This window comes from Acidovorax sp. PRC11, assembly GCF_031844105.1.
GTDB lineage: Bacteria > Pseudomonadota > Gammaproteobacteria > Burkholderiales > Burkholderiaceae_C > Paracidovorax.
Window position 1 is genome coordinate 52764 of the sequence record NZ_JAUZUQ010000011.1, and the last position, 24906, is coordinate 77669.

Annotated in this window: 23 protein-coding genes; 6 read left to right on the top strand and 17 right to left on the bottom strand. The window is 71.9% G+C overall.

Annotated features, from left to right (window positions below; genetic code table 11):
- Nucleotides 1–27 precede the first annotated feature (27 nt).
- From Q9R47_RS14075 to Q9R47_RS14110, 8 genes are all read right to left on the bottom strand, one after another.
- On the bottom strand, nucleotides 28–1125 hold the full coding sequence (locus tag Q9R47_RS14075) for a PLP-dependent cysteine synthase family protein (protein WP_311233822.1): 1098 nt from the start codon (nucleotides 1123–1125) through the stop codon (nucleotides 28–30).
- Nucleotides 1126–1186: 61 nt separating this feature from the next.
- Nucleotides 1187–2236: a glycosyltransferase gene (locus Q9R47_RS14080; RefSeq protein WP_311233922.1), complete on the bottom strand. Its 1050-nt coding sequence runs from the start codon at nucleotides 2234–2236 to the stop codon at nucleotides 1187–1189.
- Nucleotides 2237–2325: 89 nt separating this feature from the next.
- Nucleotides 2326–3375 (bottom strand): collagen-like protein, encoded by a 1050-nt coding sequence (locus Q9R47_RS14085; RefSeq protein WP_311233823.1) that lies wholly within the window; start codon nucleotides 3373–3375, stop codon nucleotides 2326–2328.
- Between the two features lie 72 nt (nucleotides 3376–3447).
- Entirely contained in the window at nucleotides 3448–4155 is a 708-nt protein-coding gene (locus tag Q9R47_RS14090) for an IPTL-CTERM sorting domain-containing protein (RefSeq protein ID WP_311233824.1), read from the bottom strand.
- Between the two features lie 184 nt (nucleotides 4156–4339).
- Nucleotides 4340–6964 (bottom strand): ABC transporter permease, encoded by a 2625-nt coding sequence (locus Q9R47_RS14095; protein WP_311233825.1) that lies wholly within the window; start codon nucleotides 6962–6964, stop codon nucleotides 4340–4342.
- Between the two features lie 13 nt (nucleotides 6965–6977).
- Nucleotides 6978–7688, bottom strand: coding sequence for an ABC transporter ATP-binding protein (locus Q9R47_RS14100; protein ID WP_311233826.1), 711 nt, complete (start codon nucleotides 7686–7688; stop codon nucleotides 6978–6980).
- Nucleotides 7685–8737: a tRNA (adenosine(37)-N6)-dimethylallyltransferase MiaA gene (gene miaA, locus Q9R47_RS14105; protein ID WP_311233827.1), complete on the bottom strand. Its 1053-nt coding sequence runs from the start codon at nucleotides 8735–8737 to the stop codon at nucleotides 7685–7687. Before miaA ends, Q9R47_RS14100 begins: the two co-directional genes overlap by 4 nt.
- 49 nt (nucleotides 8738–8786) lie before the next feature.
- Nucleotides 8787–9653, bottom strand: coding sequence for an SDR family oxidoreductase (locus Q9R47_RS14110; protein WP_311233828.1), 867 nt, complete (start codon nucleotides 9651–9653; stop codon nucleotides 8787–8789).
- A 117-nt stretch (nucleotides 9654–9770) separates the two neighbouring features.
- On the opposite strand from Q9R47_RS14110, the gene Q9R47_RS14115 reads away from it, so the two are divergent.
- A complete protein-coding gene (locus Q9R47_RS14115; protein WP_311233923.1) occupies nucleotides 9771–10193 on the top strand; it encodes a helix-turn-helix domain-containing protein in 423 nt (140 codons plus the stop codon).
- 78 nt (nucleotides 10194–10271) lie between these two features.
- Here Q9R47_RS14115 and Q9R47_RS14120 read toward each other — a convergent pair whose 3' ends face one another.
- Entirely contained in the window at nucleotides 10272–11165 is an 894-nt protein-coding gene (locus tag Q9R47_RS14120) for an alpha/beta fold hydrolase (protein WP_311233829.1), read from the bottom strand.
- 311 nt (nucleotides 11166–11476) lie between these two features.
- Between Q9R47_RS14120 and Q9R47_RS14125 the strand changes: the two genes are divergently transcribed.
- On the top strand, nucleotides 11477–12691 hold the full coding sequence (locus Q9R47_RS14125; RefSeq protein ID WP_311233830.1) for a glycerophosphodiester phosphodiesterase: 1215 nt from the start codon (nucleotides 11477–11479) through the stop codon (nucleotides 12689–12691).
- Nucleotides 12692–12763: 72 nt separating this feature from the next.
- Here Q9R47_RS14125 and mutL read toward each other — a convergent pair whose 3' ends face one another.
- Nucleotides 12764–14863, bottom strand: a complete 2100-nt coding sequence (mutL, locus tag Q9R47_RS14130) for a DNA mismatch repair endonuclease MutL (protein ID WP_311233831.1) — start codon at nucleotides 14861–14863, stop codon at nucleotides 12764–12766.
- An 87-nt stretch (nucleotides 14864–14950) separates the two neighbouring features.
- On the opposite strand from mutL, the gene Q9R47_RS14135 reads away from it, so the two are divergent.
- A complete protein-coding gene (locus Q9R47_RS14135) occupies nucleotides 14951–15601 on the top strand; it encodes a DedA family protein (RefSeq protein ID WP_311233832.1) in 651 nt (216 codons plus the stop codon).
- Nucleotides 15602–15627: 26 nt separating this feature from the next.
- Here the strand turns inward: Q9R47_RS14135 and Q9R47_RS14140 are convergent, their stop codons facing one another.
- The 5 genes from Q9R47_RS14140 to tsaE all read right to left on the bottom strand — a co-directional run bounded on the left by Q9R47_RS14140 (nucleotide 15628) and on the right by tsaE (nucleotide 19762).
- Nucleotides 15628–16440, bottom strand: coding sequence for an alpha/beta hydrolase (locus tag Q9R47_RS14140; RefSeq protein ID WP_311233924.1), 813 nt, complete (start codon nucleotides 16438–16440; stop codon nucleotides 15628–15630).
- 404 nt (nucleotides 16441–16844) lie between these two features.
- Nucleotides 16845–17072: a glycine zipper domain-containing protein gene (locus tag Q9R47_RS14145; RefSeq protein ID WP_311233833.1), complete on the bottom strand. Its 228-nt coding sequence runs from the start codon at nucleotides 17070–17072 to the stop codon at nucleotides 16845–16847.
- Between the two features lie 156 nt (nucleotides 17073–17228).
- Nucleotides 17229–17561, bottom strand: a complete 333-nt coding sequence (locus Q9R47_RS14150; protein ID WP_311233834.1) for a cupin — start codon at nucleotides 17559–17561, stop codon at nucleotides 17229–17231.
- A 105-nt stretch (nucleotides 17562–17666) separates the two neighbouring features.
- On the bottom strand, nucleotides 17667–19220 hold the full coding sequence (locus tag Q9R47_RS14155; protein WP_311233835.1) for an N-acetylmuramoyl-L-alanine amidase: 1554 nt from the start codon (nucleotides 19218–19220) through the stop codon (nucleotides 17667–17669).
- Complete coding sequence (gene tsaE / locus Q9R47_RS14160; RefSeq protein ID WP_311233925.1) at nucleotides 19217–19762, bottom strand: tRNA (adenosine(37)-N6)-threonylcarbamoyltransferase complex ATPase subunit type 1 TsaE; 546 nt, start codon at nucleotides 19760–19762, stop codon at nucleotides 19217–19219. Before tsaE ends, Q9R47_RS14155 begins: the two co-directional genes overlap by 4 nt.
- A gap of 12 nt (nucleotides 19763–19774) precedes the next feature.
- Between tsaE and queG the strand changes: the two genes are divergently transcribed.
- Entirely contained in the window at nucleotides 19775–20953 is a 1179-nt protein-coding gene (gene queG / locus Q9R47_RS14165) for a tRNA epoxyqueuosine(34) reductase QueG (protein ID WP_311233836.1), read from the top strand.
- Between the two features lie 35 nt (nucleotides 20954–20988).
- On the opposite strand, the gene Q9R47_RS14170 is transcribed toward queG, so the two are convergent.
- The gene (locus Q9R47_RS14170; RefSeq protein WP_311233837.1) at nucleotides 20989–21897 is read right to left on the bottom strand and encodes an AEC family transporter; all 909 of its coding nucleotides are present in this window, start codon (nucleotides 21895–21897) and stop codon (nucleotides 20989–20991) included.
- Nucleotides 21898–21961: 64 nt separating this feature from the next.
- Entirely contained in the window at nucleotides 21962–22873 is a 912-nt protein-coding gene (locus tag Q9R47_RS14175) for a LysR family transcriptional regulator (RefSeq protein ID WP_311233838.1), read from the bottom strand.
- A 106-nt stretch (nucleotides 22874–22979) separates the two neighbouring features.
- Here Q9R47_RS14175 and pyrB point away from each other — a divergent pair, with 106 nt between their 5' ends.
- Together pyrB and Q9R47_RS14185 are read left to right on the top strand one after the other, a co-directional pair.
- A complete protein-coding gene (gene pyrB / locus Q9R47_RS14180) occupies nucleotides 22980–24050 on the top strand; it encodes an aspartate carbamoyltransferase (protein ID WP_311233839.1) in 1071 nt (356 codons plus the stop codon).
- Nucleotides 24044–24808 carry a sulfite exporter TauE/SafE family protein gene (locus tag Q9R47_RS14185; RefSeq protein ID WP_311233840.1) on the top strand — a complete coding sequence of 255 codons (765 nt, stop codon included), beginning with the start codon at nucleotides 24044–24046 and terminating at the stop codon, nucleotides 24806–24808. Before pyrB ends, Q9R47_RS14185 begins: the two co-directional genes overlap by 7 nt.
- The last annotated feature ends 98 nt before the right edge of the window (nucleotides 24809–24906 follow it).

Below are 24906 nucleotides of genomic sequence, written 5' to 3' on the forward strand. Positions count from 1 at the left end.
GTGGGCGGGCGTGGCGCGGCCTGCGTCTCAGGCGTCCATGCGGGCCTGGATGCCGGCACGGGCCGCGTTGCAGTCGCCGATGGTGCCGGCCACCCACGCGTCGTCGAAGTAGGTGGGCAGGTAGCGCTCGCCCGAGTCGCAGAGCAGCGACAGCAGCGAGCCCCGTTCGCCGCGCTTGCGCATGCCGCTCGCCAGGCGCAGCATGGCCGCGAAATTCGTGCCGGTGGAGGGGCCCACGCGCCGCCCGAGCAGGGTGGAGAGCACCTGCATCGCGGCCACCGATTCGGCATCCGCCACTTCCTCCATCCGGTCCACGAGCGTGCGCACGAAGCTGGGCTCCACGCGCGGGCGGCCGATGCCTTCGATGCGCGAGCCCGTCGCCGTGAGCGTGCCGTCCCCCGTGCGCCAGTAGGCGGCGAACACCGATCCCGCCGGGTCCGCGACACAGACCTGCGTGGCGTGCCGCTGGAAGCGGATGTAGCGGCCGATGGTGGCGCTGGTGCCGCCCGTGCCGGCGCCCACCACGATCCAGCGCGGCACGGGATGGCGCTCGCGCTGCATTTGCAGGAACATGCTCTCGGCGATGTTGTTGTTGCCGCGCCAGTCCGTCGCCCGTTCGGCATAGGTGAACTGGTCCATGTAGTGCCCGCCGGTATCGGCGGCGATCGCGCGCGCCGCGTCGTACACCTCGGCCGCGCTGTCCACGAAATGGCAGCGGCCGCCGTGGAACTCGATCAGCGCCACCTTTTCAGCGGAGGTGCCGCGCGGCATGACGGCCACGAACGGCAGGCCGAGCAGGCGCGCGAAATACGCCTCGCTCACCGCGGTGGAACCGCTGGAGGATTCGACGATGGTCGAGCCCTCGTGCAGCCAGCCGTTGCACAGCGCGTAGAGGAACAGCGAGCGCGCGAGGCGGTGCTTGAGGCTGCCCGTGGGGTGGGTGGATTCGTCCTTCAGGTAGAGGTCGATGCCGTGGGCCGCGTAGGCGGGCAGGTTGAGCGGGATGAGGTGCGTGTCGGCGCTGCGGTGGTAGTCGGCTTCGATCCGGGCGATGGCTTCGTGCAGCCAGCCGCCCGCGGACGCGGGCGAGGGGGCGGCGGCGCCGCTGGAGGAGGGGGCAGTCATGCGGGAAGTATCGCAGGCACGGGTACCGGTACCGCCGGCACCGTGCCTGCCGCAGCCTGCGCTACAGCCCGAAGAAGGGCCGGTTCGACTCGATGCGCGAGGCTTCCGAGGCCGGGAAGCGCCGTTCGCGCAGCAGCCGCTGCAGGGCCTCGCGCCCCTGGTCGAAGGCCCGCACGTAGAACGCGCTCACGGTGAGTTCGTCGAGCGCGCGCCACTCGTACACGGCCGCATCGACGAAGAGGATGTCCGCGGGACGCGGTATGCGGGCGGCCTGCTGCGCATAGAGGTGCGCGAGCGCGAACTCCGAGCGCAGCCGGTGGTAGCGGGCCAGTTCGCACAGCGGCTCGGCGCGGGCCGGGCGCTGCGCATAGGCGGCGAGGTAGGTCTCGCGCACCTCCTGCGGCGGGTCCTGCAGGCGCTCCGTGAGCATCGCCACCTGCAGCACCGCGTACCAGCACTCCTCGTCCCAGCCGCCCATCGCCGCGCGCCGGCGGTAGGCCTCGCGCGACTCCTGCAGGCGGCCTGCGTCGCGCAGGCTCTGGGCGAGGTAGAACGCGTACCGCGTGTTGCCGGGCTCGTCCCGCAGGGCCGCTTCGAGCACGGCGATGTCGCGCTGGTAGGTCTGCGGATCGCGGGCGCGGGCGCCGTCGTGGGAGACGTCGATCAGCGGGCCCGGCAGCGACTGCCAGGCGCCGTGCGCGGGCGCGGACAGGTATTCATGCAGCACGCCCTCCCAGCGCCACGGCACGCGCGCGGCCACCATGGCGTTGCGCTGGTACTCGCAATCGTTCATGCGGCAGGTGAACATGTAGCCGTCCGCATCCAGCCGGGGCCATGCGAAGCCGTCGGGCATGCGCAATTGCTCGTCCGCGTCGATGAAGAGCAGGTATTCGGCCTGCGGCCGCGCGAGCTCCAGCGCCTCGTTGCGGTTGTGGGCGAAGTTCTTCCAGGGCCGCTCGTGCAGGCTGCCGGGCACGTCCCGGAGGAAATCCCGCACGATGTCCTGCGTGCCGTCCGTGGAGCCGGTGTCCACGATCACCCAGTGGTCGATGAGCGGACGCACGGAAGCGAGGCACCGGGTGATCACCGGTGCCTCGTTCTTCACGATCATGTTGAGGCAGATGCGGGGGCGGGTCACTGCAGAGGGTCCGCATTTGTGCTCGCGTCCGCCGGGACGCTAGGGGTGCGCATGTCGCCGAATCACTGGCAATAGGCTTCGGCCCTTACGTTGGCTGCCGAAGTGCAGTTGAACTTGCAGGTCCATTGGTTGGCCTGAGGGCGGTACGACGAAGCAATCGTGTTCAGGAAGTCGGTCGAGTTGCAGCCGCCGGACACCACGTTGCCGGAAGAGCATGTGGCCGTCAGATTGTCCTGGCCCGTGCCGCCATTGCAGTTGGTGGTGTTGGATACGGACGTCGTCAGCGTGCCCACGCTCCCCGTGGCCCCTGTCGCTCCGGTCGCCCCGGTCGCCCCGGTCGCGCCATTGGCCCCGGTCGCTCCGGTGATCCCCGCGGGGCCCGTCGCTCCGGTGTTGCCTTGTACCCCTTGGATGCCCTGAGGGCCCTGCGGGCCGGTCGCGCCCGTGGCGCCGCTCGATCCAGTCGCGCCCGTGATGCCTGCAGGCCCGGTGGCGCCCGTGACGCCTGCAGGCCCGGTGGCGCCCGTCACACCGGCAGGGCCCGTGACGCCCGTGGCACCGGCAGGGCCGGTCACGCCCGTGGCGCCGTTCGCACCGGTGGCGCCCGTCACGCCGGCCGGGCCGGTCACGCCCGTCACGCCGGTGGCCCCCGTGACGCCTGTCGCGCCGCTGGCACCCGTGGCGCCCGTCACGCCGGTGGGGCCGGTCACGCCGGTAGCGCCCGTCGGTCCCGTCGCACCCGTCGCGCCGGTGCCCGAGGCGCCGGTCGCACCCGTCGGGCCCGTGGCGCCGGCCGGCCCGGTCGCACCCGTGGCGCCGGTGGCTCCGTTGCCCAGTCCGGGCTGGCAGTTGGTGAGTTGGCCCGTGGCGCCGTCATGGCAGGTGAGGTTGCTGCTGGTGCCCGTGGACGGCAGGCCCGGCACGTAGACCTCGCCCGTGCCCTGCACGCGCAGGCGTTCCTGGCCGCCCGAGCCCTTGATGACGAAGCCGCCGCCCACAGGCGGGGTGGCGGTGATGTCCGCCGCCAGCACGCCGGTGGCATGCAGGGCGATGACGGAGCACAGTGCCGTGGCGGCCCAGTGGCGGGCGACGCGTTGGTTGGATTTGGACATGGGTGATCCCTCTCTCTCTGTCAGAGTTTGTGGTCGATATGGGGTTTGCGGACCGCCGCGGCGGGCAGAAAATCAGCGCAGACGGGGGGTGCCGGGCGCTGCGAACTCGCGGCGCTTCCAGAACGCCAGTCCGGCCACCAGCAGCGACAGCAGCATCAGGCCGTATTCGCTGAGCGTGGGGATCGAGGTCACCGACGGGGGCGCGGCGCCGATCTGCACGGTGGGGGGCACGCTGGCGAAGTTGCGCGTGACCGTGGCGTTCGGGCCCAGGTTGACCACGGCCGTCCCGCTGGCGGACGTCAGCTGCACCGGCTGCGCGGCGGTTCCCTGGACGGTGAGCGCGCCCAGCACGGTGATGTTGGCGCCCTGGGGCAGCACGAAGGTACGGCCGGTGGTGCTTTGCAGCACGAGGTTCTGGACCACGATGGTGCCGCTCAGCTGGGAGGTGTTGCCGGCGTTGCAGCCGTCGCGCAGCACCAGCGTGTTGTTGCCCGTGTTGAGGGGGCCCGTGGCGATGACGTCGCCCCCGACGGAGATCGTGCCGCCGGAGCCGGTGACGTCCGACCCCGAGGCGAAGGTCGCGTTGGTATCGACCGACAGCGTCCCGCCGCCGAGGTTGAGCGTGCCCTGCATCTCGAGCGAGGTGCAGGCGATGTCCATGACCCCGCCGGCCACGTCGAGCGAACTGCCGGGCGGCACCACCACCTGCGCCGCCACCGGCGCGCACAGCGAGACGAGCAAGGCGGCACCGGCCACCCAACGCAGGGAATGTGGACGCATGAAAATCTCCTCCTGAGCCGGCAGTGCCTGTGCGATGGCCTGCTCCAGCAATGGTTTTGCCAATGAACGAAAACGAACTGACCGGCTCGGGTGACCGTGGCCGTCGCTGCCAATAGTCTTTGGCAATTGGTCAGTGTTTCCGAAACATAAGACAAAAACCATTACATGCGCTAACTTCTTTTGCTCACCAGTCCTCTTTCACTGAAGATGCCGCCCAACGGGATGCGGCCGAGTGGCCTGAAAGCCACGCAGCTGCAGTGCCCGTGGCCACCACGGCCAGGCCGAGCAGCGCGAGCCGTGCCGCCGGAAAACGCAGGTCCATGGTCCAGTGGAAGCTCTGCGGGTTCACCACGTACACCAGCACGGCCGACAGCATCCATCCGAGCGCGGTGCCGGCGGCCGCGCCCACGGCCGTCCAGGCCGCGCCTTCGCCCGCCACCACGGCAAGGATCTGGGCGCGTGTCAGCCCCAGGTGCGCGAGCAGGCCGAATTCCTTGCGCCGCGCCAGCACCTGCGCCGAGAAGCTCGCGGCGATGCCGAAGAGCCCGATGCCGATGGCCACGGCCTGCAGCCAGTAGGTGACCGCGAAGCTGCGATCGAAGAGCGCGAGGGAACGCTCGCGGATGGCCTGGGCGGAACTGAATTCGAGCGCGGGAGAGGCCGCTTGGCCTGCCGCCGTTTCCCGCAGCGCGGCCGAGATGGCTGTCTTGAGCAGTGCTTCGTCGGCACCGGGTGCGGGCCATACCGCCAGGTCGTTGATGCGTGCATCGCCCGTGAGGCGGATGAAGTCCTCACGCTCCATCGCGACGGCGCCGAACTGGCGCACGTAGTCGCGCCAGACGCCCGCCACGAAAAACCCCGCGGCCCCGCCGCCGGCATTCGGCGCCTGCAGGCCGAAGGCCCGGGACAGCGCCGGCCAGTCCGCGCCCGGCCGAGCCCCGTACAGGTCGACGATCGCCTCGCTCACGTACACGGCGATGCGGCCTTCGGGCACGGGCAGCGGCCCCTCGCGGAGCGGAAGCGTCTGTGCCGCGCCACGCCCGAACGGCCTTGCCAGCAGGGCGACCGGCGGCCGTGCGGGATCGAGCAGCAGGCTGGTGACGCGCAGCGCTTCGGCGCGCTCCACGCCCGGCAGCCCGGCCACCGTCCGGTCACCGCCGGCGGGGAGCGCGGCACTGTCGTCGCCGGCGGCGGCGCCCGCGGCGCGCACGTAGAGGGGAGCGGGCAGCGCCGCGTCCAGCCACTGCATCACCGAGCCGCGGAAGCTCGCCACCATCACCGTGAGCGCGACGGACAGCGCCAGGCTCGCGACCACGCCGCCCACGGCCACGGCGGCCATGCCGTGCATGCGGCGCGCACGTTCGACCGCGAGCATGGGCAGTGCGCGTCGGGCCGCCCAGGGCGCGAGCAGGCCCAGCAGGCCGCGCACCAGCAGCGGGAGCAGGCCGATGCTGCCCACCAGCAGGAGCGCGACGGAGGCGTAGGCCGCCAGCGGCAGACCCGCCACCGGCGGGGCGAAGGCCAGCGCGGCCCCGGCGGCCACGGCCAGCGCCGGCGGTGCCATGCGGGCGTGGCTTCCGGCGGCCGCGCCCAGGCCTTTGAGGGCCTGGGCCGGCGCCAGCCGTTCGGCCGTGCGCGCCGGCCACCAGCCGCCCACTACGGCGGCGGCGGTGCCGAGCAGCCCGTAGAGCAGTGCGCCGCCCGGGCTCCACTGCAGCGAGGGCTGCACGCCTTCGAAGTAGCCCCCTCCCAGATCGCCGCCCATCCACCGCAGGGCCAGCTGGGCCAGGGCCGTGCCCAGGGCGATGCCCGCGGCACTGCCCGCCGCGCCCAGCAGCGCCGATTCGGCCAGCACCAGGCCCCGCCGCATGCGCGGCGTGGCGCCGAGCACGCCCAGCAGCGCGAACTGGGGCGCGCGTTGCGCCACGCTGAGGGCGAGCACCGAGAACACCAGGTAGGCCCCGGTGAAGAGCGCCACCAGCGCCAGCACCGTCAGGTTCACGCGGTAGGCGCGGGAGAGGTCGTCCGTGCGCTGGGCGGTGTCCTGCGGGCGCACCACGGCGATGCCCGCCGCCGCCCGGGGCTCCAGGCCGGCCGCCTGCAGCAGCGCGGGCAGGGCGGCCTGGAAATCCTCGGCACGCTGGCCCGGGCGCAATTGCACGTCGATGCGGCTCAACCGTCCAAGGCGGGCGAAGAAGTCCTGCGCGGCGCCGATGTCCATCACGGCCAGCGGCGGGCCGCCGGCGGGCACCGTTCCCGCGACCCGCGCGGGTCCCTCAGTGGTCGCACCGCGCAGCGTCACCGTGGTGCTGCGCCCCGCGCCCTGCGTCTCCCCCAGTCCCAGGGCCTGGAGCGCGGCAGGGTTCAGAAAAACGGTGCCGGGCGACAGCATGGCCAGCCGGTCGGCGTCCGGAAAAGGCCGGGGCGCCAGCTCGGGCGCCATGGCAGCGAGCAGCAGGGCATCCGCGCCCACCACGCGCAAGGCGACCGAAGCGGCGGCGGGCCCCTGCGCCGGAGCCGCCTGCGCGGCGACCTCCAGCACCGGCCCGGCGCGGGCCACCAGCGGATGCCGGGCCACCTGCCCGTACAGGGTTTCGGGCAGGTCGCCCTGCGCGGCGCGCAGCTGCAGATCCGGCTGGCCGCTCGCGGCGCGCACGGCCTGGCCGAACTCCGAAAGGGCGGACGCGTGGATCAGGTGCACGGCGAACGCCAGTGCCACCCCCAGCATCACCGCGGCCGCGGCCACGGTGGCGCGCCAGGGATGGCGGCGCAGTTCCAGCCAGGAGAAGGTGCGGAGCAGGGCGAGCATGCGGAGAGACCACTCAGTCCGCGCGCGTCCCGGCCACCGGCCGGATGCCGTCGGCCGTCAGCCGCAGCATGCGGTCGGCGCGCTGCGCCGCGGCCTGCGAATGGGTGACGAGCACCATCGCGGCCCCGTGGTCGCGCGTCTGCGCCACGAGCAGATCCATGACGCGCCCGGCGGTGGCGGGGTCGAGGTTGCCGGTGGGCTCGTCGGCCAGCAGCAGGCCGGGCGCATGCACCAGGGCGCGCGCGATCGCCACGCGCTGCAGCTGGCCGCCGCTCAACTGCTGCGGCAGCCGAGCGCCCAGGCCCTGCAGGCCCACGGCCTCCAGCATGTCCTGCACGCGCGCGGGGTCGTGCCTGCCCAGCAGCATCAGGGGCAGCGCCACGTTCTGCGCCACGTCGAGGTGTGGGAGCACGTGGAACGCCTGGAACACGAAGCCCACGTGCGCGCGCCGCCAGCGGGCGCGCTCCGTTTCGTCCAGGGCACCCAGATCGATCGCGCCGTGTCGCACGCTGCCGGCCTGCCAGTCGTCCAGCCCGGCGAGGCAGTTGAGCAGGGTGGATTTGCCCACGCCGGAGTCACCGACGATGGCGACGAACTCCCCGGGCTGCACGGCGAGGTCCACGTCGCGGAAGACGGGCGTGCCGGTGCCGTAGTGCCGTGTCAGGCCGCGTGCCTGCAGCAACGGTTTGGCTGCAGGCGATGCGGCGTGCACGCCGGCCGTCATGCCGCCACCCCGAGCGCATCCAGCGCGGCTGCCACCCAGCGCTCGGTCGCCTGCGGCGCGTCGCAGGCGATCGCATGGCGCCAGGGCATGCTGCGCAGCCAGGTGACCTGCCGCTTGGCGAGCTGCCGCGTGGCCGCGATGCCGCGCTCGCGCAGATTCGCCAGCGGCAGCCGGCCGGTGCGCGCTTCCTCGTCGAGCGCCTCCCAGGCCTGGCGGTAGCCCACACACCGCATCGAAGGCAGGTCCGGGTGCAGGTCCCCGCGTGCGCGCAGGCGGCGGACCTCGTCCACGAAGCCCTCGCTCAGCATCGCGTCGAAACGCTGGGCGATGCGGCCGTGCAGCCAGGCGCGGTCCTGGGGTTCCAGCGAAAAGAGCGGCATGGACGGGCGTGCAGCGCCCGCCGCTTCGTCCGCGGGCCGGGAACGGGTATGGAAACTCGAGAGCGGGCGGCCGGAGACGTGCCACACCTCCAGTGCACGCTGGATGCGCTGGCTGTCGCCGGGCGCGAGCCGGGCAGCGGTCTGCGGGTCCACGCGCGCCAGTTCGGCATGCAGGGCGGGCCAGCCTTCGGCCGTGGCCTGGGCTTCCAACCGCGCGCGCACGGCAGGGTCGGCGGGCGGCATGTCGTCGATCCCGTCCCACAAGGCCTTGAAGTAGAGCATCGTGCCGCCCACCAGCAGGGGCAGTGCGCCGCGCGCCTGGATCTCCTGCACGAGCCGCTGCGCATCGGCCACGAACTCGGCCGCGCTGTAGGCCTGCAGCGGATCGCGGATGTCGATCAGGTGGTGCGGCACGGCGGCCTGCTCGGCGGCCGTCGGCTTGGCCGTGCCGATGTCCATGCCGCGGTACACCAGCGCCGAATCCACGCTCACGATCTCCACCGGCCGGTGCGGTGCGAGCGCGCGGGCCAGCGCGAGCGCGCCGGCCGTCTTGCCCGATGCGGTGGGGCCCGCGAGCGCGATGCAGGAGGGGAATTCCGGAGCGTCCGTGCGGCGGGCCAGGAAGGGTGCCGGCACCGCGGCGGCCGGCGGGGAAGGGGAGGCAGACATGATTCCCCGGAGCGTAACAGCGCGCGGAGCCCACCCGCGGCATGCGGAATCAGCCCGCGGCGGCGGCGCGGACGGCGTCGGCTGCCTGGGCCTGCCAGGGCGTGGTCGGCCGGCCGATGAGGCGGGACAGCTGGCCGCCTCCGTCGAACAGCGCGCCCTGCGCCGCCGCGGCGTCGGACTGCGCCAGGATCGCGGCGAACGCCGGGGGCAGGCCGGCCCCTTCCAGCATCCGGGCGTAGTCCGCCTCGGGCAGATCACGGTACGGAATGGCGCGGCCCGCGGCGCGGGAGATCTCCGCCGCCAGTTCGGCCAGGGTGTAGGCACTGTCGCCGGCCAGCTCGTGGACCTTGCCTGCCTGCTCCGGTGCCCGCAGCACGGCGGCGGCCGCCTCGGCATAGTCCGCCCGCGCGGCCGAGGCGATGCGGCCTTCGCCCGCGCTGCCCGCGAGCACCCCATGCTGCAGCGCGGCGCCGACCCCGGCCAGGTAGTTCTCGGTGTACCAGCCGTTGCGCAGCAGCACGTGGGGCACGCCGGAGGCGCGCAGCAGGGCCTCGGTGTCGCGGTGCTCGCGGGCCAGTTCCAGGGCCGAGGTGTCGGCATGCAGCACGCTGGTGTAGGCCAGCAGTTCCACGCCTGCGCGCCGGGCCGCGTCGATGACGTTGCGGTGCTGGGCCACCCGCTGCCCGACTTCGCTGCTGGAGATCAAGAGCAGACGCTGCACGCCCTGCAGGGCCGCATCCCAGCCGGCGGGATCGGCGTAGTCGGCCTGGCGCACGACGACCCCGCGGGCAGCGAGATCCTGCACCTTGGCGGGGGTGCGCACCAGCGCCACGATGTGCTGGGCGGGGACGGTGCGCAGCAGGGCGTCGATGGCGAGGCGGCCGAGCTGGCCGGAGGCTCCGGTGAGGGCGATCATGGTTTTCCTTGAGACAGGTGGAAGAAGACGCCACAATAGCCCGTGAGCAAACTTTTAGTAAGTACCTACAAAAAGGTAAGTGAAGTGATGAGCGAAGCTTCCGTGGATGCGCACGCCATGCCCGCGATGGGATCGCTCGCCGAACCCTCCCCGCCCCTGGCCGAACTGATGCGCCGTGGCGACGTACTGTCGCCCTCCTGCCCCGCGCGGGAGATCCTGCAGCACGTCACCAGCCGCTGGGGCGTGCTGGTGCTGGTGGCGCTGCAGGGCGGAACGCTGCGGTTCAGCGAACTGCGCCGCAAGGTGGGCGTGGTGAGTGAGCGCATGCTCGCGCAGACGCTGCAGGTGCTGGAGCGCGACGGTTTCGTGGAACGCCGCGCCTATCCCGTCGTGCCGCCGCACGTCGACTACCGGCTGACTCCCTTGGGGCGCGAGGTGGGCCTGCACGTGCAGGCGCTCGCGGACTGGATCGGCGGGCATCTGCCGGACATCCTGGCGGCGCGTGCGCAGGTGGAGGCCGCCGCGGCGCCGAAGGATTGACGGTGCCGGCGCGGCGTGCAGCAGCGTGCCGCCCGCGCGGCCGGCCTCTCCCTGCCCCGGGCCGGGGGCGGAGCCCGATCAGGCGGCGGTGCCGGCCGCGGAGGCCCGCTGCGCCGGCGCGCGTGCCTGCACCGGCACGGCGGGCAACTGGAACAGATCCGCCAGCGCCTCCCGGTACTGCGCCTCGCCCACGGTGTTGGTGCTGTGGTGGGTGCCACCCTCCACGAGGACGAAGCGCTTCGGCCCCTGGGCCGCCTCGTAGAGCCGCCGGCCCAGCGACGGCGGGATCAGGCTGTCGTCGCTGCCGTGCACCACGAGCAGCGGCGAGCCGATGTGGGCCACCTTGCGGATCGACTCGAAGCGCTGCGTGATGAGTCCCGAGATCGGCAGCCAGCCCCACTTGAACGTGGCCACCACCTCGGGAATGTTGGTGAACGTGCCCTCCACGATCGTGCCTTTTTCGTCCGGCACCATGGCGGCGAGATCGATGGCGATCGCCCCGCCCAGCGAATGGCCGAAGATGTAGCGCGGTGCCTGGGGCTCGCGCGCCGCGAGCCAGTCCCAGGCCGCCCGGGCGTCTTCCAGGGCCGTCGCTTCGGAGGGCAGGGCCGGGCTGCTGCGCCCGAAGCCGCGGTAATCCACCGCCAGCACCGAGAAGCCCATGTCGTGCATGCGCCGGATGCGGCCGGCCGAGCCGGAGACGTTCCAGCGCGCGCCGTGCAGGTACAGCAGCACGGGCGCGCCGGCCCGCTCGGAGGGCATCCAGAGCCCGTGCAGCTTTTCCGCCTTGCCCGAGGCGCGGGAGTCGAAGGCGATCCACACGTCCTGCATGTCGTCGGTGGATTGCGCGCCGCCCCAGGCCCGGTCGCTGGGCTGGAAGATCCATTCGCGCTGTTTGGCATCGAGGGTGGCGCAGCCCGCCGTCACTGCGAGGGCGAGCGCGAGGGAGGAGAAAAGGGGCCAGCGTTTCATCGAAAGGAACAGAGTCCGGGCGGGGAGTAAAGTTCGGAGGGCCCCTGAGGGCACCGCGGCATGCAGCAAAAAACGCACCATGGCGGCTCCGGTTGACGGGCCCAACCCCGGAAATACCCTGCGCCGACCCCGCTGATCGGGGGTTCGCGGCCGCCGGCGCTACGGGGGCGGGCCAGGGGCGGCCGTCCGCGGCTGCCGCCCATGGGCGTGATCGCAGGCCACGGCAGCGTCATGGGGCCGTCATGGAGCACCGACAGAGTGCACGCGGGTACGACCATCCATCCACCCATTGATCCAGGGAGAAGAGACGAATGACGAAGACGACGAAGCAACCCGCGCGCGGCCTGGCCGCGACCCGGCTGTGGTCCCGCCGCTCGGCATGGGCCGTGGCGGCCGCCTGCACCGCCCTGTCCGCCTGCGGAGGCGACGGCGGCAGCATCCCTTCCACGCTCGACGGCTCGAAGGCGCTGGTGATCGGCCACCGGGGCGCCGCCGGCTACCTGCCCGACCACACGCTGGAGGGCTACCGCCGCGGCATCGAGCTGGGCGCCGACTTCATCGAGCCGGACCTGGTGGCGACGAAGGACGGCGTGCTCATCGCGCGCCACGAGCCCAACATCACCGGCACGACCGACGTGTCCCAGCGCCCCGAGTTCGCCGACCGCAAGACCCGCAGGATGGTGGACGGCGCGCAGGAAGAGGGCTGGTTCGCCTCCGATTTCACGCTCGCCGAGATCAAGACCCTGCGCGCCATCCAGCCGCTCGCCGACCGCGACCCATCCTTCAACGGCCGCTTCCAGATCCCGACGCTCACCGAGGTGCTGGAGCTGGCGCGCACGGAGGGCACGAAGGCCGGCCGCACCGTGGGCGTCTACATCGAGACCAAGCACCCCACCTACCACGCCAACCTGAACCTGAAGCTCGAAGACCGGCTGCTCGACACCCTGGCGCAATACGGCTACACCAAGGCGAACTCGCCGGTCATGGTGCAGTCCTTCGAGGTCTCCAACCTCAAGTACCTGCGCACGAAGACGCAGGTGCGGCTGGTGCAGCTCGTGGACGGCAACGACGTGAAGCCCGACGGCAGCATCGACCTGACCGCGCCCTACGACAAGCCCTACGATTTCGCGGTGGCCGGCGACCGCCGCACCTTCGCCAGCCTGCTCACGCCCGAGGGCCTGCGCGAGGTCAGGACCTATGCGGACGGCATCGGCCCCTGGAAGCCCTACCTGATCCCGACGCGGCTGCAGGACGCGAACAACGACGGCAAGCCGGACGACCTGAACGGCGACGGCGCCATCGACGAGCGCGACCGCATCGTGATGGCGCCCACCCGCGTGGTGGCCGACGCCCACGCGGCCGGCCTGTTCGTGCATCCGTACACCTTCCGCAGCGAGGCCAAGCGGCTCGCCTCCGACTACCGCGGCGATCCCAAGGCCGAGTACCGGCAGTTCTTCCGCCTGGGCGTGGACGGCGTGTTCTCGGACTTCCCCGACCAGGCGAAGGCCGCCCGCGACGGCAACTGACCACCGGCCCTCCACCGCGGAATGCAGGCCCCGCGCGCGGGGCGGGGCGCCCGGGCTGCCCGTCCGGGCGGCTCAGCGCCCGCGCAGGAACAGCGCGTCCAGCTCACGTATCGACAACTGCCGCCACGTGGGCCGGCCGTGGTTGCACTGGTCGGAGCGTTCCGTCACTTCCATCTGGCGCAGCAGCGCGTTCATTTCGTCGATCGTGAGCCGCCGGTGCGCGCGCACCGCGCCATGGCAGGCCATGGTGCCCAGGATCTCGTTGCGGGCGCGCTGCACCACGGTGGTGGCGTCGTGCGCCGCCAGTTCCGCGAGCACGCTGCGGGCCAGTTCCACCGCATCACCCTGGGCGAGCGAGGTGGGCACGGCGCGCACCGCCAGCGTGCGCGGCGAGAAGGGCGAGACTTCGAGGCCGAGCATGTCCAGCGTGTCGGCATGGGCTTCCGCCGTGGCCACTTCCTCGGGCGTGGCGGCGAAGGTCGCGGGAATCAGCAGCGGCTGGCTCGCGATGCGCTGGCTGGCATCGACCTGGGCCTTGAGGCGCTCGTACACGATGCGCTCGTGCGCCGCATGCATGTCCACGATCACCATGCCCTGGGCGTTCTCCGCCAGGATGTAGACGCCGTGGATCTGGGCCACGGCGCGCCCCAGGGGCCAGACGTCGGGGTCGGAAGCGGACGCAGGCGCGGCCGGCACGGTGGCGCCGGGGGATGCCGCGGCGGCACCCGCGCCGGCCGGGATGCCGTCGGCGGGCGCCTGGGGCGCATGCGTGGCCGGCAGGGAGCCGCTGGCCGCCGAATAGCCGGCGGGCGCCTCCTGCACGGTGACGGCAGCCTCCGGCACCCCGGCGGCGGGCGACGGTGCATGCGGGCCGGACGGCGGCGCGAACGCCGCTGCGGCACCGTCCGGGAGCGGAGCGGGCGCGGCGTCCTTGCGGCCCCAGAGCGCTTCCAGATCGGTCACCCGGTACCCGGGCCGGGCATCGAACGGCATGGCGGCCTGCCGGGGCAGCGGGGACTGCGGCGTGCGGGACGCTGCCGCCGCAGAGGATGCAGAGGCCGGGGGGGGCATGCCCGCCTGCGTGGCACCGCCTTCCGCCGCGGCCGCCAGCGCCTGCGCGCGCGGCGCCGCCAGCGCGTTCTCCACCGCATGCCGCACGGCCTGGTGCACTTCCCGGCTGTCGCGGAAGCGCACCTCGATCTTCGTGGGGTGCACGTTCACGTCCACGCGCATCGGGTCGATGGCCACGTAGAGCGCATACACCGGCTGCTTCTGCCCGTGCAGCACGTCTTCATAGGCGCTGCGGGCCGCATGGGTGAGCACCTTGTCGCGCACGAAGCGGCCGTTGACGTAGCAGAACTGCTGGTCGGCCCGCGAGCGCGCCGCATCCGGCAGGCCCGCGCGCCCGGTGACGGTGACGTATCCCGAGCGGTGGCGCACCGGGACGGAGTCGCGCAGAAAATCTTCCCCCAGCACGTCCGACAGCCGCCGCCCGAAGGCCGCCTCCAGCGCGGCTTCGTCCACCGGGGCGTCGCCTTCGGCCGGGGCCAGGGTGGCGCGCCACTGCTCGACCAGCTTGCCTTCGTGCCAGATCGCGAAGCCCACGTCCGGACGGGCCAGCGCATGGCGCCGCACGGCCTCGATGCAGTGGGCCAGCTCGGTCGCATCCGTCTTCAGGAACTTGCGCCGCGCGGGCGTGGAGAAGAACAGCTCCTTCACCTCCACGGTCGTGCCGCGGCTGCGCGCGGCGGGCCGCAGCTCGCCGCTGCGCGCGTCCAGCAGGAAGGCGGTAGGCTGGTCGTCGGTGCGCGAGAGCAGGGCCATTTCCGACACCGACGCCACGGCGGCCAGCGCCTCGCCCCGGAACCCCATCGTGGCCACCGATTCCAGGTCGTGCAGGTTGGTGATCTTGCTGGTCGCGTGGCGCCGCAGGGCGACCGGCAGTTCCTCGGGCGGGATGCCGCAGCCGTCATCCTCCACCGCGATCAGGCGCACGCCGCCCGCGAGCAGGCGCACGGTGACCTGGCGGGCACCCGCGTCGAGCGCGTTGTCGACCAGTTCGCGCACGGCCGAGGCGGGCCGCTCCACCACCTCGCCCGCGGCGATCTGGCTGATCAGTTCATCGGGAAGATCGCGGATCGGACGGCGCGGGAGGGCGGGCTCTGGGGTCATCGGGCGGCATTGTAGGCAGTGCGGTTAGAGTACGCGCCGCGGCGGCAAGCCCGCCCCGTCCATTCCTCCGATCCTGAAGGTCCCGCCTTGGAAGCCATCCAGTTCCTCATCGATTTCATCCTGCACGTGGACAAGCACATCGCGGCCTTCGTGGCCGCCTACGGCCCGTGGGTGTATGCGCTGCTGTTCGCGATCGTGTTCGTGGAGACCGGCGTGGTGGTCATGCCCTTCCTGCCGGGCGACTCGCTGCTCTTCATCGTCGGCGCGCTGTGCGGCGCGGGGCTCATGAGCTTCCCGATCGCCTGCGTGGTGCTGATCGTGGCCGCGGTCCTCGGCGACCAGTGCAACTACTCCATCGGCCGCTACTTCGGCCCCAAGGTCTTCCAGTGGCCCGACTCGCGCTGGTTCAACCGACGCGCGTTCGAGCAGGCCCACGCGTTCTACGAGCGCTATGGCGGCATCACCATCGTGCTGGCCCGCTTCATGCCTTTCATCCGCACCTTCGCCCCGTTCGTGGCGGGCGTGGCCGAAATGCACCGCGGCAAGTTCACGGCCTTCAACGTGGGCGGCGCGCTGCTCTGGGTGCTGGGCATCTGCACGGCCGGCTACTTCTTCGGCAATTTCCCCTGGGTGCAGGCCAACCTCGACAAGATCATCTGGGCGCTGATCCTGGTGCCCGGCCTCATCGCCATCTTCGGCGCCTGGCGCGCCGGGCGCCAGAAGACGACGGCCGCCTGACGAGAACGCCGCAGCCCCGCCGGGCTTCAGCGCAGCGTGCGCGCCAGCCACTGCAGCAGGCAGCGGTTGACGAACTCCGGCTGGTCCAGGCTCGGGAAATGGCCAGCCTCCGGCACCTGCAGCGCTTCGCAGCCGATCCGCGCGGCCATCCGCTGCAGCACGGCCGGCGTGCAGAGGCGGTCCGCGTCGCCGCACATCAGCAGCGTGGTGGCGGAATCGAGCCGGGCCAGCCGGTCCGGTGCGTCCCGGCAGCCGAGCAGGATGCGCCCGAGCGGCACCACCGACTCGCGCAACCGGTCGGCCGGCATGGACAGCAGGCTGCGCGCGAACGCCTGGACGAGCGGGGTGGCCGGGGCGGTCGCGGACCGGAAGAAGACCGACACGATCGCCGCCACGGACTCCGGGGCGATGCGGCCTTCGGCCTGGGCCGCGTCCAGCATGCCGAGGTACCGCGAGGGCCCGCCCGGCTCGGCTGCCGGACAGGGGTCCAGCATCACGAGGGCGCGCACGCGCTGCGGCGCCCGCAGCGCCAGCTCCGCGCCCCAGAGGCTCCCTGCCGACAGCCCCACCACCGCGAATTCGGGAATGTCCAGCGCATCCATGAGCTGCAGCATCTGCTCCGCCAGGTGATCCAGGCATTCGGTTCCGGGCGGCAGCGGGCCCGATGCCCCATGACCCCAGAGGTCCGGCGCGATGACGCGGTACTGCCGCGACAGTGCCTGGATCTGCGGCTCCCACATGGCCGAATCCCAGAGATAGCCATGCCCGAGCAGCACGGCAGGCCCCCGTCCCCGGTCCTGGTAGTGCAGCAGGCCGTCGCCGGAACCCGCGAGCCGCATCGCCTGGCCCGCGGCGAAGGTGCTGAAATCGTTGACGGAGCCCTCGCCCGCCACCAGTGGGTCCACAGGCGGCATGGGTGGCCAGGCAGCGTGGCGGCGGTACCTGCTGCCGGCCATGCGGCACGACTTCCCGATCAGGAATGCTGGAAAGCATCGGGACATGGCGGTGATCCTTGTACGGAAGAGTCGGACACCGGATGCTAGCGGCGGTTAACCTTTGGTGACATTTGTGGAACTAAGCGCAGGCATAACGAAAAGTTTGGCAACGAAGTGCGCAGTCACCGCCAGGTTCGCAGGGGTTACGTGTCTCAGAAACGACATTGCCCGCCGGGCGGACCCGGCGGGCAATGTGGAGTGACGTAACCCTGGATCAAGCGGGCAGGTGAACTGCCCGCGGGGCCCGGTCAGCGGCGGCGCTGATCGCGGTCTTCGCCCAGTTCATGGCCGATGAGCGCACCGGCTGCGGCGCCACCCACCGTGGCGGCGGTACCGCCCACTGCGCTGCCCAGCACGCCGCCGGCCACGGCGCCTACGCCGGTGCCGAGCTGTGCGTTGGACGGGTTGGAAGAGCAGCCGACCAGGCCCAGGGCGGCGGCGCAGGCGGCGGCGGAGACGAGATGGCGGTAGTTCATGGTGTGCTCCTTGTTGGGAAAAGTGGAGGGCCCGGGAATGGTCCCTTCGCCCATGCCTCCACTATCGTCCTGTCGGAGCCCGCCGTATGTAAGCAGCACCAACCGGCGGTTGTAGGACGTTGCTGCAGCGCCGCCGCCAGGCCTGGGTGGGCGTGCTCACCCCGGCGCGAGGCACAGCGTCAACAGCAGCGAGGCATCGGTCAGCCCGCGCAGCGAGTGGGAGGCGTGCGCCTGCAAATGCACCAGCTCCCCTGCGCGCAGCAGGCTCGCACCCGCGGCGGTGTGCAGCTCCACCTCGCCTTCCAGGCACTGGATCGTGAGCTCGCCCGGCGTTTCGTGCTGCCGCAGTTCCTTCCCCGCCGGCAGGACGGCCCGGATCACCTCCAGTTGCGCCGCCTTGAGGATGGCGGATGTGGTGGCGCCGGCCAGGGCTGCGCCCAGCGGACGGACGCTGACGACATCGGCGGAACGGGCATGCTGCAAAGCCATGGGAAAACTCCTCGGCCCCCGCAGGCGGGGCATCGTGTCATGGGATGGCGCCACTGTGGCCCAGCCGCCCTCGCATGGCAATGGATTCCCCTCTTTTCCGCAGCCTCAGACCGACCGGCTGCGCGCCAGCGGCGGGTTCTTCGCGAAGTACCGCGTGATGCCGCGCATCAGCGCATCGGCCAGCTGCTGCTGGTAGGCCGCAGTGCGCAGCTTCGCCTCTTCCTCCGGATTGCTGATGAAGGCCGTTTCGACCAGCACGCTGGGAATGTCCGGCGCCTTCAGCACGGCGAACCCCGCCTGCTCGACACGCGGCTTGTGCAGCCGCGCCATGCCGCCGATCTCGCCCAGCAGCACGCTGCCGAGCTTCAGGCTGTCGTTGATCTGCGCCGTGGTGCTCATGTCCAGCAGCGCGCTCTGCACGTGCCGGTCCTGCGAGCGCACGTTCAGTCCGCCCACCAGGTCCGACTGGTTCTCCTTGTTGGCGAGCCAGCGCGCGGCGGAACTGGAGGCCCCGCTCTGGCTCAGCGCGAACACGCTCGCGCCGCGGGCCGCCGGCGTGGTGAACGCATCGGCGTGGATGCTGACGAACAGATCCGCCTGCACGCGCCGCGCCTTCTCCACGCGCACCCCCAGCGGCACGAAGAAGTCGGCGTCGCGCGTGAGGAAGGCCCGCATCGGGTTGCCCCCCACCGTGGTGGCATTGATGCGGTCGCGCAGCAGGTGGGCGACGCGGAGCACCACGTCCTTCTCGCGCGTGCCGCCCGGGCCGATGGCGCCCGGGTCTTCGCCGCCGTGCCCCGGATCGAGCGCGACGATGATCAGCCGGTCGGTGGCCCGTGCGATGGCCGGGGCGGACGGTGCCGTGCCGCCGCCCGAATGCGGCGGCGTGGGGCCTGCCGCGACCGCGGGCGGGGCGGCGGCCGGCGCGCCCGAAGGCGTGGCCACCGGCGCCGTCGGTCCGGGCGTGGGCTGGGGCAGCCCGCCCGGCGGTGCGGGCGGGGCGCCCGCCGGGCGCTGGTTGTGCTGCGCGATCAGGTCGCCGAGCGGATCGCCGGCCGTGCCGGGCCGCGCCGCCGCGATGTTGGGCAGCGGCGCCGGCGTGGGGGGGCGTGCCCCCGGGGCGCCGCCGCCCGGCCCCGCATCCCGCAGGCGCTCGGCGATCAGGGTCTCCAGCGGATCTTCGGGCTCGGCGGGGTAGAGGTCGAACACCAGCCGGTGGCGGTAGGCGGCGATCGGCGGCAGCGTGAACACCTGCGGCAGCGCGGCGCGCTTGAGGTCCACCACCAGCCGCACCACGCCGGGCGCGTTCTGGCCCACGCGGATGCCCGCGATGTTGGGATCGTCGGCCTTCACCTTCGCCACCAGCTCGCGCAGCTCGGGGTTCAGATCGATGCCCTCGATATCGACGGCCAGCCGCGGCGGGGTGGCCACGAAGAACTGCTTGGCCACCAGCTGGCGGTCCGATTCGATGGTGACGCGGGAATAGTCCTGCGCCGGCCAGACGCGCACCGCCATGATGCCCGCGCCGCGCGCGATCTGGCTGGCGCCGAGCAACAGCACCAGGGTGCCGGCCTGCAGCAGCCCGCGACGGGACGGCCCGGGCGCGCAGGCGGAAGACGCAGGGGAAGGGGGAAATGGGGAGGAGGCGTCGTCGCTCATGCTGTTGTGAGTGCTTGCACCAGGGCGTGGCCACGGGGTGTGCCGGCGCGCAAAAGGACCTGGCGGGGCGGGCCGCCGCCATCGTACGCGCCATCGGCCGGTTCGGCCGCTTCAATGTGTAGGGCGAGGTCGGCGGTCGGCAGGAGCGCGGCGGCCTTCTCCGGCCACTCGGCGAGCTTCAGCCCGGGCCCGGCGAAGATGTCGCGAAAGCCGGCATCCTCCCATTCGCGCGGATCGCCGAAACGGTAGAAATCGAAATGCCATGCCGGCCCGGCCGCCGTGTCGTGCGGCTCGACCACGGCGTAGGTGGGACTCTTGATCCGGCCCTGCACGCCCAGCGCGCGCAGCAGGTGCCGCACGAACGTGGTCTTGCCCGCGCCCAGGTCGCCGTGCAGCGTGACGAAGGCGTCGGCCAGGGCGGGCTGTGCGGCCAGACGGCGGGCGAAGCCGGCCGTGCCGTCCTCGTCCGGCCATTCCAGCCGCAGGATGCCGGTCGGGGAGGGACTTTCTACAATCCCGGGGTGATGTCGTGCAGCAGTCAACTCGTTCCTCAAATGCAAGGCTGGGCCCGCGAACTGGGATTTTCCCAAATCGGCGTCGCCGGCGTGGATTTGTCCTCCGCGGAGCCGGGGTTGGTGCAGTGGCTGGCGGAAGGGTTCCATGGCGACATGCACTACATGCAGGCCCATGGCCTGAAGCGTGCGCGCCCTGCCGAGCTGGTGCCGGGCACGGTGAGCGTGATCACCGCGCGCATGGACTACCTGCCTCGGCGCACGCTGGAGCGTGGCACGGGCGCGGATGACGGAATCGATACGGATACGGATGCGGATGCGGATGCGGATGCGGATGCGGATTCTCGTGCCGTCACCCGCACCGGCCGTGGCGGCTGGCAGGCGGCCGAACTGGCGCGGCTGGGTCGCCCGGCGGAGGGCATCGTCTCCGTCTATGCCCGGGGGCGCGACTACCACAAGGTGCTGCGCGCGCGGCTGCAGAAGCTGGCGGATCGCATCGCGGAGGCCGTGGGGCCGTTCGGCCACCGCGTGTTCACCGATTCGGCGCCGGTACTGGAGGCCGAACTCGCGCGCCGCAGCGGCCAGGGCTGGCGCGGCAAGCACACGCTGGTGCTGCACCGCGAGGCCGGCTCGATGTTCTTCCTGGGCGAGATCTTCGTGGACCTGGCCCTGCCGCCCAGCGAGCCCGTCAGCGCGCACTGCGGCGCGTGCCGCGCCTGCATCGACGTCTGCCCGACGCAGGCCATCGTCGCGCCCCACCGGGTGGATGCGCGGCGCTGCATCTCCTACCTCACCATCGAACATGCGGGGGCCATCCCCGAGGCGATGCGCCCGCTGATGGGCAACCGCGTGTACGGCTGCGACGATTGCCAGCTCGCCTGCCCCTGGAACAAGTTCGCGCGGCCCGCCGCCGTGCCCGATTTCGACGAGCGCCCGGCGCTGGCCGGCAGGCCGCTGGCCGAGTGGTTCGCGTGGGACGAGGCCACCTTCCTGCGCTGCACCGAGGGCGGCCCGATCCGCCGCATCGGCCATGAACGCTGGTTGCGCAACGTGGCCGTCGCGCTCGGCAATGCGTTGCGCGCCACGCGCGATCCGGCCCTGCGCGCGGCCCTCGTCGCGCGGGCCGGCGACCCGAGCGCGCTGGTGCGCGAGCACGTGGCGTGGGCACTCGCGCAGGAAGAGGGCGTGGGCACCGCTCCAGCGGCCGCCACGCAGCCCTGAGGCCGCAACGGGAGCGCCTGCCCTGGGGACGGGGGTCAGGGGGCGAGCCAGCCCAGCGCCAGCGGCAGGCTCAGCACGCCCAGCACCGTCGACAGCGTCACCAGCCCGGCCACGTAGGGCCCGTTGTAGCCCATGCGCGCTGCCAGCACGTAGCAGGTGGAGGCGGTGGGCAGCGCGGAGAACGCCATCAGCACCGTGGTCTGCACGGCATCCAGGCGGAACCAGCGCGCCAGCACGCAGGCCACCAGCGGCTGCACGAGGTGCCGGATGGACAGCACCGACACCGACAGCAGCGCACTGCGCGTGAGCAGCCCGAGCTGCATGCCCGCGCCCGCCGACATCAGTCCCAGCGCGATCGACGCCGCGCCGACCCGGGCCACCGACGGCTCCATCCACCCGGGAATGCGGAACCCCAGCAGGTTGGCCGCGAGGCCCGTGGCCGTCGCCACGATCAGCGGATTGCGCGCCAGCTCCTTCAGGAACCCGTGCTGCCCCGCGCGCGCCATCGGCCACACCGCGGCGATGTTGAAGAGCGGCACGCACACGCCGATCAGCACCGCGATCATCTGCAGCCCCTGCGCCCCCGCCAGCCGCTCGGCCAGCGCCAGGCCGATGAAGGAGTTGAAGCGGAAGGCGACCTGCGCACTGGCGGCGTGGTCGCGCGTGTCGATGCGGCCCGCCAGTCCGGGCAGGCGCGGCAGCAGGTAGGCCAGCCCGATGCCGCACAGACCCGTGAGCACGCCCGCGCCGATCAGGCCCGACGCCTCGCCCACGCGGATCGGGCTGCGCACGATCGACTGGAACAGCAGCACCGGGAACAGCAGGTAGTACACGAGGCTTTCGACCGGCTGCCACACCGTGCGGTTGAGCGCCGTGTACCGGCACACGAGGTACCCGAAGAGGATGAGCGAGAAATCGGGGAAGAGAAGCTGCGCGTAGTTCACCGCGCGCAGGATACCCCTGGGGCGCCCCGGGAGACGCCGCCGCGTGGAAAACGCCGCCGCGCTCTCAGTCCCTGGACTTGAACGCCCGCGCGCCGTCGGCGATCGCCTCGAGCACCTTCTGCAGCCCCCGGTTCACGGGCTTGTCCTGCCGCAGCACGAACGCCAGCGTGCGCCGCAGGCGGGGCTGGAGCGGCCGCATGTCGAGGTCCTTGTGCCGGCCCGCGCCGGTCACCGCCATGCGCGGCAGCACGGCGCAGCCGAGGCCCGCGGCCACCATCGCCTTGATGGCCTCGACACTGTCGAACTCCATCGCCGGCGGGGGCAGCGGGCCGCGGCCGCGGCGCAGCCACTCGTCCACCAGCATGCGCGTGGTGGTGCTGGTGCCGAGCTTCACCAGCGGCTGCTCGTTCAGCATCTGCGCGGTCACGGCGTCGGGCCATTCGCAGGTGCCGCGCCGGCAGATGGCGACGAAGTCGTCGTCCAGCACCGGCGTCGAGGCGATGGCCCGGGATGTCACGGGCAGCGTGACCAGCGCCACGTCCACGACGTTGCCCTCGACCTGCCGCACGTAGTCCTCCGTATTGCCCGTGCTCACGACGATCTGCAGCGACGGATAGCGCTTGCGCAGATCGCGCAGCACCGCAGGCAGGAAATACAGGCAGGGCGTGAGGCCGGTGCCCAGCCGCACCGTGCCCGACACCCCGGCCGCGTGGAAGGTCGCCGCGCTCACGGCGTTCGCCACGGCCGCCGACACGTGCGGCACGTGCGCCATCAGGTCGCAGCCCGCCGGCGTGGCGCTGACGCGGCGGCCCACCCGCTCCACCAGCCGCACGGAGAGGGCGCGCTCCAGCTTCTTGACTTGCACACTGACGGCGGGCTGGGTGAGACCCAGGCGTTCCGCCGCCGCCGAAAAACTCCCCAGCTCGAGCACCAGGGCGAAGGTGCGGAGCTGCTCCAGATCGATCGTTGTTTCCAAAATATTTTTTATGTTTCGTATAAGTAAGAAAAACTTCTCTTATGGAAGCCCCCGGATGAAGATTGAAGCAGAAAGTCAGCTCATCCGCACAACTACTTTGTTTCCAGTGTCGACATGCTCCCGCTCCCTGCCCCTTGACGGGCTCCCGCGCCATTCCGCACCGCGCGCGGGGATCCAGAACCTGGTCTCCATCGCAGACTGGTCGCGCTCCGACATCGAAGGCCTGCTGGCGGTGGCGGACGACATCCGCTGCCATCCCGGCGAGTTCGCCTACAGCCTCGCCGGCACGCTGGTCTGCACCGCATTCTTCGAGCCCAGCACCCGCACCCGTCTGAGCTTCGAAGCCGCCGCGCACCGGCTGGGCGCCAAGGTGCTCTGCATGGGCGACACGCAGAGCACCCGCATGGGCCTGGGCGAGAGCGTGGCCGACACGCTCCGCATGGCCGGCTACTACGCGGACCTCGTCGTGGCACGCCATGCGTCGGACGGCACGTTCGAGCGCCTGTCCGGCGTGCTCGACGTGCCCCTGGTCAGCGCGGGCGAGGGCCAGTGCCGCCATCCCACCCAGACGCTCATCGACCTCTTCACCATGCGGCGGCATTTCGGCACGCTCGACGGGCTGCGCGTGGGCATCGTCGGCGGATTGCGGTATTCGCGCGCCGCCAAGTCGCTGCTGGCAGGGCTGCGCGCCTTCCGGGACGTGTGCATCCACGTGGTGGACGCCGTGTCGGATGCCTGCCACGGGAGCGGTCCGCGGCCGTGCCTGGCCCAGATCGCGGGCACCGGCGTGCAGGAGCACGCCTGCGTCGCCGACATGCTGGGCCTCGTCGACGTGCTGTACGTCGTGCGCGTGCAGCGCGAGCAATTCCAGGATGCCGCTGCCTATCAGGCGCAGCTGCGCCGCTGCCGCGTGGACTCGCGCCTCATGCGGGCCTGCGGGAAGGACATCGCGGTGCTGCACTGCCTGCCGCGCGGCGAGGAGCTGCCGGAGGACATGGACGGCACGCCGTTCAACCACTACTTCCGCCAGGCCGCCGCCGGTGTCCCTGTCCGCATGGCGGTGCTGCAGCGCTACCTCGGCCGGTTCCGCCGGTCCACGGCGGCCGCCTGGGTGGGCGACCGGCTGTGCCTGGACATCGCTCCCGCAGCCACCCCGGAGGCTTCGCTCGCATGGTGATGCTCTGGGGTGCCGCCCTCGCGGGCGTGGGAGGAATCGTCGGCATCGTCGCCGTCACGGTGGGCGGCGGCGTCACGCTCGGGGTGCCGCTGCTGCTGCTGCTCGGCCAGCCGGCTGCCACCGCGATCGCCACCATCAAGTTCGCGCTGATCGGCTCGTTCGCCACCGGGGCGCTGATGCACGGAGGCAACCGCGATACGGCGGTGGAGGTTCCCTGGCTGCTGTGGCCGCTGTGCGTGCTCGGCTCCGTGGCCGGCTCGCTGCTGACCACCGGGCTGGACGAGCGCTTCCTGAAGATCCTGGTCGTCGTCCTCATGGCCGCCGTGCTGTGGATCACCTACCGCACCGACCTGTCCGCCGTGCCCGTGCGGCCGGCGGGCGAGGGCCGGCGCATCCCGCCGCTGGGCGTCGCCGTGGTGTTCGGCCTGTGCGTCTATTCCGGGTTCTTCGGCGCCGGGTTCGGCACCTTCCTCATCTTCGCGCTCATGCGGTTCTTCGGGCTCAGCTTCGTGCAGAGCGCCTCGGTGATGACACGCATCAACCTGCTGGTGGTGGGGTCCTCCGTGGCCACGTTCGCGAGCAAGGGAACCATCGATTTCCAGCTGGGCGTACCGTTGCTGCTGGGCTGTGCCTTGGGCGGGGCGATGGGCACCTGGACCGTGAAGACGCTGTCGCCCGCCGTCATGAAATCGATGTTCCTCGTGTTCTCGGTCCTGCTGGGGTCGAAACTGTTGTGGGATGCCATGGCCCCTCTGTAACCAATTTTTGTCATCGCCGGTGCGGCAACGGTCACATGGATGCGGGTAACTCCCGATCCAGGCTGGGGGCTGCGCGCAACGATGTCGGTGCATCCGCG

Excerpts from the sequence above, each read along its gene's own strand:
- Q9R47_RS14075 (WP_311233822.1), bottom strand. The coding sequence starts at position 1,125 with ATGACTGCCCCCTCCTCCAGCGGCGCCGCCGCCCCCTCGCCCGCGTCC.
- Q9R47_RS14125 (WP_311233830.1), top strand. The coding sequence starts at position 11,477 with ATGACGAAGACGACGAAGCAACCCGCGCGCGGCCTGGCCGCGACCCGG.
- Q9R47_RS14080 (WP_311233922.1), bottom strand. The coding sequence starts at position 2,236 with ATGATCGTGAAGAACGAGGCACCGGTGATCACCCGGTGCCTCGCTTCC.
- Q9R47_RS14095 (WP_311233825.1), bottom strand. The coding sequence starts at position 6,964 with ATGCTCGCCCTGCTCCGCACCTTCTCCTGGCTGGAACTGCGCCGCCAT.
- Q9R47_RS14145 (WP_311233833.1), bottom strand. The coding sequence starts at position 17,072 with ATGAACTACCGCCATCTCGTCTCCGCCGCCGCCTGCGCCGCCGCCCTG.
- Q9R47_RS14090 (WP_311233824.1), bottom strand. The coding sequence starts at position 4,155 with ATGCGTCCACATTCCCTGCGTTGGGTGGCCGGTGCCGCCTTGCTCGTC.
- Q9R47_RS14140 (WP_311233924.1), bottom strand. The coding sequence starts at position 16,440 with ATGCGGCTCGCGGGTTCCGGCGACGGCCTGCTGCACTACCAGGACCGG.
- miaA (WP_311233827.1), bottom strand. The coding sequence starts at position 8,737 with ATGTCTGCCTCCCCTTCCCCGCCGGCCGCCGCGGTGCCGGCACCCTTC.
- mutL (WP_311233831.1), bottom strand. The coding sequence starts at position 14,863 with ATGACCCCAGAGCCCGCCCTCCCGCGCCGTCCGATCCGCGATCTTCCC.
- Q9R47_RS14150 (WP_311233834.1), bottom strand. The coding sequence starts at position 17,561 with ATGGCTTTGCAGCATGCCCGTTCCGCCGATGTCGTCAGCGTCCGTCCG.
- Q9R47_RS14100 (WP_311233826.1), bottom strand. The coding sequence starts at position 7,688 with ATGACGGCCGGCGTGCACGCCGCATCGCCTGCAGCCAAACCGTTGCTG.
- Q9R47_RS14120 (WP_311233829.1), bottom strand. The coding sequence starts at position 11,165 with ATGAAACGCTGGCCCCTTTTCTCCTCCCTCGCGCTCGCCCTCGCAGTG.
- queG (WP_311233836.1), top strand. The coding sequence starts at position 19,775 with ATGCAAGGCTGGGCCCGCGAACTGGGATTTTCCCAAATCGGCGTCGCC.
- Q9R47_RS14085 (WP_311233823.1), bottom strand. The coding sequence starts at position 3,375 with ATGTCCAAATCCAACCAACGCGTCGCCCGCCACTGGGCCGCCACGGCA.
- Q9R47_RS14155 (WP_311233835.1), bottom strand. The coding sequence starts at position 19,220 with ATGAGCGACGACGCCTCCTCCCCATTTCCCCCTTCCCCTGCGTCTTCC.
- Q9R47_RS14110 (WP_311233828.1), bottom strand. The coding sequence starts at position 9,653 with ATGATCGCCCTCACCGGAGCCTCCGGCCAGCTCGGCCGCCTCGCCATC.
- Q9R47_RS14185 (WP_311233840.1), top strand. The coding sequence starts at position 24,044 with ATGGTGATGCTCTGGGGTGCCGCCCTCGCGGGCGTGGGAGGAATCGTC.
- Q9R47_RS14115 (WP_311233923.1), top strand. The coding sequence starts at position 9,771 with ATGCCCGCGATGGGATCGCTCGCCGAACCCTCCCCGCCCCTGGCCGAA.